Source organism: Streptomyces sp. NPDC037421 (assembly GCF_055602105.1).
The window spans coordinates 205,086-214,871 of sequence record NZ_JBVJWV010000002.1 but is presented as its reverse complement, the minus strand read 5'-3'; the positions used below and the strand labels follow the sequence as shown (position 1 = coordinate 214,871).

Annotated in this window: 11 protein-coding genes; 7 read left to right on the top strand and 4 right to left on the bottom strand. The window is 73.9% G+C overall.

What is annotated here, in order from left to right:
- Positions 1-48: 48 nt before the first annotated feature.
- On the top strand, positions 49-741 hold the full coding sequence (locus ACZ7IF_RS04435) for a glycerophosphodiester phosphodiesterase (RefSeq protein ID WP_470962835.1): 693 nt from the start codon (positions 49-51) through the stop codon (positions 739-741).
- Positions 742-763: 22 nt separating this feature from the next.
- Here the strand turns inward: ACZ7IF_RS04435 and ACZ7IF_RS04430 are convergent, their stop codons facing one another.
- The gene (locus ACZ7IF_RS04430; RefSeq protein WP_470962832.1) at positions 764-1,303 is read right to left on the bottom strand and encodes a GNAT family N-acetyltransferase; all 540 of its coding nucleotides are present in this window, start codon (positions 1,301-1,303) and stop codon (positions 764-766) included.
- 131 nt (positions 1,304-1,434) lie between these two features.
- On the opposite strand from ACZ7IF_RS04430, the gene ACZ7IF_RS04425 reads away from it, so the two are divergent.
- From ACZ7IF_RS04425 to ACZ7IF_RS04410, 4 genes are all read left to right on the top strand, one after another.
- Positions 1,435-1,980 carry a DUF5134 domain-containing protein gene (locus ACZ7IF_RS04425; RefSeq protein WP_470962829.1) on the top strand — a complete coding sequence of 182 codons (546 nt, stop codon included), beginning with the start codon at positions 1,435-1,437 and terminating at the stop codon, positions 1,978-1,980.
- A 102-nt stretch (positions 1,981-2,082) separates the two neighbouring features.
- The gene (locus ACZ7IF_RS04420) at positions 2,083-3,021 is read left to right on the top strand and encodes a M56 family metallopeptidase (RefSeq protein WP_470962826.1); all 939 of its coding nucleotides are present in this window, start codon (positions 2,083-2,085) and stop codon (positions 3,019-3,021) included.
- Positions 3,022-3,055: 34 nt separating this feature from the next.
- On the top strand, positions 3,056-3,721 hold the full coding sequence (locus ACZ7IF_RS04415) for a phosphatase PAP2 family protein (RefSeq protein ID WP_470962824.1): 666 nt from the start codon (positions 3,056-3,058) through the stop codon (positions 3,719-3,721).
- Positions 3,722-3,758: 37 nt separating this feature from the next.
- Complete coding sequence (locus ACZ7IF_RS04410; protein WP_470962821.1) at positions 3,759-4,382, top strand: TetR/AcrR family transcriptional regulator; 624 nt, start codon at positions 3,759-3,761, stop codon at positions 4,380-4,382.
- A gap of 16 nt (positions 4,383-4,398) precedes the next feature.
- On the opposite strand, the gene ACZ7IF_RS04405 is transcribed toward ACZ7IF_RS04410, so the two are convergent.
- Positions 4,399-5,886, bottom strand: a complete 1,488-nt coding sequence (locus ACZ7IF_RS04405) for an LVIVD repeat-containing protein (RefSeq protein WP_470962818.1) — start codon at positions 5,884-5,886, stop codon at positions 4,399-4,401.
- 76 nt (positions 5,887-5,962) lie between these two features.
- Here ACZ7IF_RS04405 and ACZ7IF_RS04400 point away from each other — a divergent pair, with 76 nt between their 5' ends.
- Together ACZ7IF_RS04400 and ACZ7IF_RS04395 are read left to right on the top strand one after the other, a co-directional pair.
- The gene (locus tag ACZ7IF_RS04400; RefSeq protein WP_470962815.1) at positions 5,963-6,619 is read left to right on the top strand and encodes a DUF305 domain-containing protein; all 657 of its coding nucleotides are present in this window, start codon (positions 5,963-5,965) and stop codon (positions 6,617-6,619) included.
- 52 nt (positions 6,620-6,671) lie between these two features.
- On the top strand, positions 6,672-8,036 hold the full coding sequence (locus tag ACZ7IF_RS04395) for an FAD-dependent oxidoreductase (protein WP_470962812.1): 1,365 nt from the start codon (positions 6,672-6,674) through the stop codon (positions 8,034-8,036).
- Here ACZ7IF_RS04395 and ACZ7IF_RS04390 read toward each other — a convergent pair.
- Together ACZ7IF_RS04390 and ACZ7IF_RS04385 are read right to left on the bottom strand one after the other, a co-directional pair.
- Complete coding sequence (locus ACZ7IF_RS04390; RefSeq protein WP_470962809.1) at positions 8,033-8,386, bottom strand: ArsR/SmtB family transcription factor; 354 nt, start codon at positions 8,384-8,386, stop codon at positions 8,033-8,035. The two genes, ACZ7IF_RS04395 and ACZ7IF_RS04390, sit on opposite strands and share 4 nt — an antisense overlap.
- A gap of 102 nt (positions 8,387-8,488) precedes the next feature.
- On the bottom strand, positions 8,489-9,589 hold the full coding sequence (locus tag ACZ7IF_RS04385; protein WP_470962806.1) for an NADH:flavin oxidoreductase/NADH oxidase: 1,101 nt from the start codon (positions 9,587-9,589) through the stop codon (positions 8,489-8,491).
- Between the last annotated feature and the right edge of the window lie 197 nt (positions 9,590-9,786).

Below are 9,786 nucleotides of genomic sequence, written 5' to 3'. Positions count from 1 at the left end.
GACACCGCGACCGCGCGGGGAGCCGCCCTCGACGGAAGCGAGAGAACCTTGACTTTCCTCACCATCGGTCACCGCGGGGTCATGGGTGTCGAGCCGGAGAACACCCTGCGGTCGTTCGTCCGCGCGGAACGCTGCGGGATGGACGTCATCGCGCTGGACGTCCGCCTCAGCAAGGACGGCGCCCTCGTCGTACTGCACGACGCCGAGGTCGACCGCACCACCAACGGCGCGGGTGCCGTCGCCGACCTGACCCTCGCCGAGCTGCGCGAACTGGACGCCGGCCAGGGCGAGCGCGTCCCGGTGCTGGAGGAGGTCCTGGACGCCGTCCGGGTCCCGCTCCAGGTGTCGGTGCAGGACCAGGCGGCCGCCACCGCGCTCGCGGAGCTGATCGTGCGCCGCGACCTGGCCTCCCGGGTGGAGGTGGCCTCCGGCGACGGCGAGGTGCTCGCGGCGGTCGCCCGGCACGCCCCCGGAGTCCGGACGGCCCTGCACCCGGGGCGGCCCGGCGCGGCCGCCGAGGACCTCGTGGACCTGGCGCTGGCGGCGGGCGCGCGCACCGTGGCCCTGGACATCCGCCGGCTCACCCTGGAGACGGTGGAGGCGGCCCACGCGGCGGGGCTGCGGGTGACGGGCCGGACGGTCAACACCCTGGACCAGCTGCGGCTGGCGCGGGCCCTGCAACTGGACGGCGCGGCCACCGACTTCCCGGAGATCCGCAGCACCGGCCGGTTCACCGCCTGAGCAGCCGGCCGCGCGAAGAGCCCTACAGGGCCTTGACGAGGAGCTCGAAGGCCAGGTCGTCGCGGAGCGGGACGCCGAAGCGCTCGTCGCCGTAGGGGAAGGGGCTCAGCTCGCCCGTGCGCTCGTAGCCGCGGCGCACGTAATAGGCGATGAGCTCCTCCCGTACGTTCACCACGGTCATCCGCATCTGCTTGGCACCCCAGGTCTCGCGGACCCGGCGCTCGGCCTCGGCCAGGACCTCCTTGCCGAGGCCGGCGCCCTGGAGCCCCGGGCGCACGGCGAACATGCCGAAGTAGGCGTGGTCCCCGCGGTGTTCGAGCTGGCAGCAGGCGACGATCCCGCCCGCCCGCTCGACCACCAGCAGGATGCCCTCCGGGTCGGCGATGATCGCGCCCACGCCCTCCGGATCGGTGCGCTGGCCGTCCAGGAAGTCGGCCTCCGTCGTCCAGCCGGCCCGGCTGGCGTCGCCCCGGTAGGCGGACTCGACGAGGGCCACCAGGTCCGGTACGTCCGCCTCCACGGCGCTGCGGAAGCTCAGGGCGGCGGGCTGGGCGGTCGGCATCGGGGGCTCCGTTCATCGCGGCGGCATATGACATGCCTGGTACGGCACGCAGAGCCTAACCCGGGTCGGCGTGAGGGCGGCGTGAGCAGGGAATCCCTTCTGCTGACGCCGACGAACCGGGAGGTTCCGCCGTGCACGGATCCGCGTTGCCCCTCACCCTGGCCTGGATGCTCGTGGCGCTGTGCGCGGCGAGCGGCGGGTACTGCCTGCTGCGGGCGCGCAGAGCGGACCGGAGCGCGCGCGGGGCGGCCGCCGGCGAGGCGGTGATGGGCTTCGGCATGGCGGCGATGGCGCTGCCGGCGGGCACCGGCCCGTGGGGTCCGCCGGTCCTGCTGGCCGTCTTCTGCGGGGCGGCCCTGCACGCGCTGTGGCTGTTGCGCGACGGGGTGCACCACGCGCACCACCTGGTCGGCTCGCTGGCGATGGCGTACATGGCCCTCGCCATGACCGCCGGGCACGGGCACGGCCGGGCGGGGCTGCCCGCGGTGACGGGGGCGCTGCTCCTCTACTACGCCGGGTACGTGCTGCTCGGCGGGGCCCGGCTGGTGACGGCGGGCGGTGCGTCGCAGCCGTTGCCCGCGGCCGCGGGAGGGGCCCCGGGTGGGGCCGGGGACCTGACGCGGGCCTGCCGACTGGCCATGGGGACGGGGATGTTGGCGATGCTGCTGGCCATGTGAGGCCCCCGGCCCGGGTGCCGGGGCGCGGGCGGGACGTGTCCTGCGTCACCAATGCCCCGAGCCCGTACCGGTGGGCGTGGCCGCGCTCATAGGCTGGCGGACATGATGGTCCCCGCCGCTCTCCTGCTGCTCGGCGCACTGACCGCGGTGCTCGCGCCCCGCCTGCTGGCCCGGGCCGAGTGGCCCGAGCGCGAACCGGTGGTCGCGCTGTGGGTGTGGCAGTGCGTGGTGGCCGCGACCCTGCTGTGCCTGGCGCTGTCGATGCTGCTGAGCGCGGCCGCCGCCTGGCAGGCGGTACGGGGCCGGCTGTTCTCCGTGGCCCCGCACGGGGTGGTCGACGCGTACGCGCTGGGGGCGGAGGGCGGGTCCTGGGCCGCGGCCACCGCACTGGCGCTGGCCTGCGGGGGGCTGTGGACCGGGGCGATGCTGGCGCGGGAGGTGCTGCGGGCCCGGGCCCGGCGGCGCGCCCGGGGGGCCGAACTCCTGGTCCGGGCACCGCTGCTGCCCGGCGAGGACCCGGCCGCGGCGCGGCTGGTGGTGCTGGAGGGTCCGCGTCCGGAGGCCTGGTGGCAGCCCGGGGCGGCGCCGCGGCTGGTGGTGACCACGGCGGCGCTGGGCCGGCTCAAGGGCAGCCAGCTCGACGCGGTGCTCGCGCACGAGCAGGGGCACGTGGCCGCCCGGCACGACTGGCTGCTGCACTGCTCGCGGGCGCTGGCCCAGGGGTTCCCGCAGGTCCCGGTGTTCGCGGCGTTCGAGGCGGAGATGCACCGGCTGGTGGAGCTGGCGGCCGACGACGTGGCCTCGCGGCGCTACGGGCGGCTGACCGTCGCCCTGGCCCTGGTCGGACTGAACGAGGACCGGGGCGTCTTCGGCCCGTGCGGGCCCGAGCAGGCGCACGTCCCGCAGCGGGTGCGGCGGCTGCTGTCGGCCGCGCCGCGCCTGTCGCCGGCCCGCCGGCTGCGGCTGGCGGCGCTGGCCGCGCTGGTTCCGGCGGTGCCGCTGCTGGTGGCCTTCGTACCGGGTCTGAGCGCGCTGGCCTGAGGGGCGCGGCCCGCGTCCTGACAGGATCAGGGGCATGCGGAACACGTGGCTTTCGAGGGCGGGGGTGGGCTGCGCGCTGCTCGCGGCCGTGCTGAGCGTGCTGGTGGTGGCGGGCTGGCCGCCCTTGATCTCGTACGACGACCGGCTCGCGCGGGACCTGCACGCGTACGCCGTCACCCACACCGGGGTCACCCGTGTCGTGCGGGTCCTCTCCGACTGGGTGTGGGACCCGTGGACGATGCGCGCCCTGGCCGTCCTGGCCTGCCTGTGGCTCTGGCGGCGCGGGGACCGCTCGCGGGCGGTGCGGGTCGGGGCGGCGACGCTGGCGGCCGCGGGGATCCAGCAGGGGATGAAGGTGCTGATGGGGCGGGCCCGGCCGGTGTGGCCGGATCCCGTCGACTCGGCGTACTACGCGGCCTATCCGTCCGGGCACGCGATGACGGCCACGGTGGTGTGCGGGCTGCTGCTGTGGCTGCTGCCCGCGAAGGCACCCGCGGGCGCGGTGGCCGCGGCCTGGGCGGTGGCGGCCGTTTCGGTGCTCGGGGTCGGCTTCACCCGGCTCTACCTGGGCGTCCACTGGTTCACGGACGTGCTCGCGGGCTGGCTCCTGGGCGTGGCCGCGGTGTCGCTCGCCGCGTTCCGGCATGCCTGCCCGGGGCGATCCCCCGCGTCGCCCCGAGCAGACGGTCCCGTGCGCTGAGTATATTGGCTCGGAGCCAGTCAACGCAGGAGTAAGCATGGTCCCGCGCAGCCCGTCGGTCAATGAAGAATTGCGCAGACGTTCCCGGGAGCGGCTGCTGCAGGCTACGGTCGAACTGGTTGCCGAGCGCGGGTACGAGGCCACGAAGCTCGGCGACATCGCCGACCGGGCGGGCGCGGCGCGCGGCCTGGTCTCGTACTACTTCCCCGGCAAGCGCCAGCTGCTGCAGTCCGCCGTGCACCGGCTGATGCACCTGACGCTGGAAGCGGCCCTGGAGCGCGAGCCCCGCACCGACGACGGCCGGGAGCTGCTGGCCCGGGCGATCGACGCGATCCTGGGGCTGGCCCGGGACCAGCCCCGGCTGATGCGGACGCACATGGCGGGCATCCTCCAGGCGGAGGGGTTCATCCGGTGTCCGGAGCAGCAGCGCCTGGCGGAGCTGCTGCGGGGCGCCGTCACCGCGTACGGCTCGGCGGACGTGGACACCGACTACCCGCTGCTGCGGGCGCTGCTGATGGGGGCGGTGGTCGCGGTGCTGCTGCCGGGGGCGCCGATGCCCGCGGCCCGGCTGCGGGCGGAGCTGTTCCAGCGGTACGGGCTGGACTGGGAGCTGGGTGTCCCGCCGGACGGGGGGCCGCCCGGCGGAACGTTTCCCCGCTAGCGCGGGGCGGTCGTCGTCAGTGGTACTCGGGCTGGCTCTGCACGTTGAGCCGGTCCATCCGCACCCACTTGGCGCTCTCGGTGCGCCAGTCGTCGAGCCTCAGCACGTCGAGGCCCTTGACGATGTCGTTCGAGTAGATGTGCCCGTTGTAGTAGTACGCCGACCACGAGCCGCCGAGGCCCAGCTGGTCGGTGGTCAGCGGGCCGCGCTCGAAGTAGCCGATCTCCTTGGGGGCGGTGGAGTCGGTGAAGTCCCAGACCGAGACGCCGCCCTGGTACCAGGCCTGGACCATGATGTCGCGGCCGCCGCCGACCGGGATCAGCGAGCCGTTGTGCGCGACGCAGTTCTCGGTGTCGGCCTGGTGGCGCGGGATCTTGAAGTAGCCCTTGAAGACCAGTTTGCGCTGGTCGCCCCGGCCGGTGATGTCGTAGATCCCGTCGGCGCCGCGGTTGGGGCCGGTGGCCTCGTTGCAGGTGGCGCCGCCACCGCCGCCGAGCTCGTCGGTGAACACCACCTTGTTGGCCCGCTCGTTGAAGGTCGCCGAGTGCCAGAACGCGAAGTTGACGTTGTCCTGGACACGGTCGATGACCCTCGGCTGCTCGGGCTTGCCGATGTCGAAGAGGATGCCGTCGCCCATGCAGGCGCCCGCGGCCAGGTTCTTGGACGGCAGCACGGTGATGTCGTGGCAGCCGGTGGTCTTGGAGACCCCGGGGTTGGCCGGCGCGCCCGGGTTGCCGCCGTCCGGGAAGAGCACCGGGAAGCCGACGACGGCGGCCTGGGTCGGGGCCTTCTTCGGGACCTTGACCACGGAGATGCCGTCGTGCGGCGGCTTGCAGTCCGGGAAGGCCTCGTTGGGCGAGTACGAGGAGACGTAGAGGTAGATGTCGCGGCCGCCGGGAACCAGGGTGTGGGTGTGGGATCCGCAGGCGGTCTCGACGGACTTGACGTACTTGGGGTTCCGTTTGTCCTTGATGTCGAAGATCTTGATGCCCTCCCACGAGGACTTCTCCGTCGCAGGCTGCGAGACGCTGTTGCAGGAGTCGTCGCTGCGGGAGGAGTCGGTGGAGAGGAAGAGCAGGTCGCCGGAGACCGAGATGTCGTTCTGGCCGCCCGGGCACAGGACCTGGGTGACGACCTTGGGCGACTTGGGGTTGGCGATGTCGTAGATGGTGAAGCCGTCGTAGCTGCCGGCGTACGCGTAGTCGCCCTGGAACGCCAGGTCGGAGTTGATCCCGGCCGGGTTGGCGCTGGGGATGTTGGCCAGGGGTTTGATGTTGGCGCTGTGCACGATCTCGTCCTTGCCGGGGATCTCCCCGGGGGCGAGTTCGCGGTCCTGAGCGGGGGCGGCGCTCTGCCGGGATCCGGGGCCCGGGGTCAGGTCGCCCGGGTCGGGGGTGGCGGCCGCCGGTCCGGCGGTGGCCAGGAGCGTGGTGAGGAGTCCGGCGGCGGCCAGGGCCGCCCCCAGACTCCGGTGGCGCACTCTGACGCTGTGCTGCGAGGTCACTGTGCCTCCCGTGGGGGCCCGTACGTTTCGCTCCTCCTGGGAACGGAACCTGGACCCCGGCAGTATCTTGCTTTTCATGGACATGGCAAATGCATTACTCGGCCGATTCCTGGGGGCGGCGCTGGCCGCCGGCCTCCTCCTCGCACTCACCGGCTGCCGCGACGACGACGCCGGCCCGCGCGCGGCGGGCGACGGCTCGCCGGTGGTCGTCGCCCCCGGCAAGCCGGGCGGCCCGGCCCGCACCCTCACCCCCGAGCAGGCCGCGAAGGAACGCCCCGACGACAGCCCCAACGCGGCCGACCACGCGTACGTGCGGCACATGACAGAACACCACCGGCAGGCCCTCACGATGAGCGCCCTCGCCCCCGGCCGGGCCTCGGCGGAAGGGGTGAAGCGGCTCGCGGAGCGGATCGCGGCCGCGCAGGGGCCGGAGATCGGGGCCATGGAGAAGTGGCTCTCCCGGTACCCGGCGCCGGGCGGCGGCTCCGGCGGCCACGACCACGCCGCGATGCCCGGCATGGCGACCGAACAGCAGCTGGCGGAGCTGACCGCCGCCAAGGGGGCCGACTTCGACCGGCTCTTCCTCCGGCTGATGACCGCCCACCACCAGGGGGCGCTGAAGATGGCCGGGGAGGCCCTCGCCCAGGGCAACAACGTCGCCGTGGAGGAGATGGCGAACGAGGTCGTGGCCACCCAGAGCGCCGAGATCGAGCGGATGCGCGCGATGGGCTGACGGGTCCGGGGGCCGGTGGCATCCTGGGAGCACCTGCGGGAGGAGTACCGCCGTGCTTCGTGTCGCCGTCGTCGGTTCGGGCCCCAGCGGGGTCTACGCCGCCCAGACGCTGGTCCAGCAGCGGGAGGTGCCGGGTGTACGGGTCGACGTACTGGACCGGCTGCCGGCCCCGTACGGCCTCGTGCGGTACGGGGTGGCCCCCGACCACGAGAAGATCAAATCGCTGACCGGAAATCTCCGGTCGGTACTGGAGGACGAGCACATCCGCTTCCTCGGCAACGTGGAGGTCGGCGGCGAGGGGCTGTCGACCGCGCGGCTGCTGGAGCTGTACCACGCGGTGGTGTACTGCGTGGGCGCCGCCCGCGACCGGATGCTCGGCATCCCCGGCGAGGAACTGGCCGGGGTGCACTCCGCGACGGCCTTCGTGTCCTGGTACAGCGGCCACCCGGACGCCGGCTCCTTCGACCTGCGCGGGGTCCGCTCGGCGGTGGTGGTCGGCGCCGGCAACGTCGCGGTGGACGTGACGCGGATCCTGGCCCGGGGCGTGCCCGAGCTGGAGCCGACCGACATGCCCCAGCCCGCGCTGGGCGTGCTGGCCGACAGCGGGGTGCGGACGGTGTCGATGGTGGCCCGGCGCGGCCCCTCCCAGGCCAAGTTCACCACGAAGGAACTCCGCGAACTGGGCACGCTGCCCGGGGTCGGCACCCGGGTGGAGCCCGCCGAGCTGGCCCTCGACCCGGCGTACGAGGGCCAGGGCGCGGAGGCGCTGCCGGCAGCGGTCCGGCGCAACCTGGACGTGCTGCGCGGCTGGTCCGAGGCCGGACCGGACGGCGGCGACGGCTCTGGCCGGGACATCCGGCTGCGCTTCTACCTGCGGCCGGTGGAGGTGCTGGGCGGGCCCGGCGGCCGGGTCCGCGGGCTCCGCTTCGAGCGGACCGCCCCGGACGGCCGGGGCGGGGTGACCGGGACGGGTGCCTACGAGGACGTCGAGGCCGAGCTGGTGCTGCGCTCGGTGGGCTACCTGGGCGTGCCGCTGCCGGGCCTGCCCTTCGACGCGGCCACCGGGACCGTGCCGCACGCGGCGGGCCGGGTGGTGCGCGGGGGCCGGGCCTCGGTGGGCGAGTACGTGGCGGGATGGATCAAGCGCGGCCCGACCGGGGTGATCGGCACCAACCGGCCGTGCGCCAAGGAGACGGTGTCCTCACTGCTCCAGGACGCGGGTGCGCTGGCCCGGCGGGACCTGCCCGCGGACCCGCTGGACGCCCTGCGTGCGGCGGGCCTGCATCCGGTGGAATGGCCGGGCTGGCTGTCCATCGAGGCGGCCGAAGAGGCCCTGGGCCGTTCCCTGGGCCGCCGCTCGGTGAAGATCCCCGACTGGGCGGGCCTCCGCGCGGCGGCGGGCCTCTCGCAGACCTAAGGGCTGTCCCCGAGCCGGCCCTCCTCGGCCGTGGCGGCTGTCAGGATGCTGTCCAGGAGGCCGGGGAAGCAGGACTGGAGGTCCTCGCGGCGCAGGCCGTTCATCTTGGCCGTGCCGCGGTAGGTCTGGCGCACGACACCGCTCTCGCGCAGGACGCGGAAGTGGTGGGTGGTCGTGGACTTGGTGACCGGCAGGACGAAGTCGGAGCAGGCCAGTTCGGCGTCCGTGGAGGCGAGTTCGCGGACGATGGACAGCCGCATCGGGTCGGAGAGCGCGTGCAGGACGCCCTCCAGCCGGATCTCGCGCGGCTCGGGGTGGGCGAGGGCGCGGGCCGTGTCGCGTTCCGTCATGTCCTGCTCCACTCGTTCGGCTCGGCTGCGGATCCCATCGTACGAGAAGCGTCGTAGGAAGGACGCGGGTGCGGCGCCGGAGCGGCCGGCGCCGCACCGGGGTCACCAGCTGCGGTGGTACTGGTCCGGCGTGCGGATCTCCGCGCCCAGCTCGGCGGCCGCGCGGCGGGCCCAGTACGGGTCGCGCAGCAGCTCGCGGCCGAGGAGGACCGCGTCCGCCTCGCCGTTGGCCAGGACCTTCTCGGCCTGCTCCGGCTCGGTGATCAGGCCGACGGTGGCGACCGGGAGGGTGGTCTCGGCCTTCACCCGGGCGGCGAAGGGCACCTGGTAGCCGGGGCCGACCGGGATCTGCACGTGCGGGGCGAGGCCGCCGGTGGAGACGTCGAGCAGGTCCACGCCGTGCTCCTGGAGCAGCCGGGCCAGCCGGACGGTCTCGTCGGCGGTCCAGCCGGCCTCCTCCAGCCAGTCGGTGGCGGAGATCCGGAAGAACAGGGGCAGCTCCTCGGGCCACACCGCCCGTACGGCGTCGACGACTTCGAGGGCGAAGCGGGTGCGGTTCTCGAAGGAGCCGCCGTAGGAGTCGGCGCGCCTGTTGCTGTGCGGGGAGAGGAACTCCCCGATGAGGTAGCCGTGGGCGCCGTGGATCTCCAGGACCTCGTAGCCGGCCGCCAGCGCACGTTCGGCGGCGGCCGCGAACTGGCCGGTGATCTCGTGGATCCGCTCGGCCGTGAGCTCGTGGGGCACCTGGTACCCCTCGTCGAACGGCACGGCGCTCGGGGCGACGGGCTGCCAGCCGTGGCCCTCGGGGCCGACGGGGCGGCCGCCCTTCCAGGTGCGCTCGGTGGAGGCCTTGCGCCCCGCGTGGCCGATCTGGATGCCGGGGACGGAGCCCTGGGACTTGACGAAGGCGGTGATCCGGCGGAGGGCCTCGACCTGGGTGTCGTTCCAGATGCCGAGGTCATAGGGGCTGATGCGGCCCTCCGGCGCGACGGCGGTGGCCTCCTGGATGATCAGGCCGGTGCCGCCGGTGGCACGGGCCGCGTAATGCGCGAAGTGCCAGTCCAGGGCCACTCCCGCGTTCGGGCCGAAGGCCTCGGCGCTGTACTGGCACATCGGGGCCATCCAGACGCGGTTCGGGATGGTGACCGAACGCAGGGTGTAGGGCTGGAACAGGGCGGCGAAGGCAGCGGGTGCAGCACTCATGGGGCTCTCCAGACGTGACCGGACGCGCACCGGGGTCGGCGCTAAGTACGAGAAGCACCGTACTACGAAAACTCCCGTAGTACGAGTCTTCTCGTACAACGACCTCGAAGGGTCGAACGGACCTTCGGCGGCCCGGCCTGCCCCACCGCTGCCGGCGGTCGGGTGCAGACTGGCTGGAAAGCTGCCGTGAAGGACAA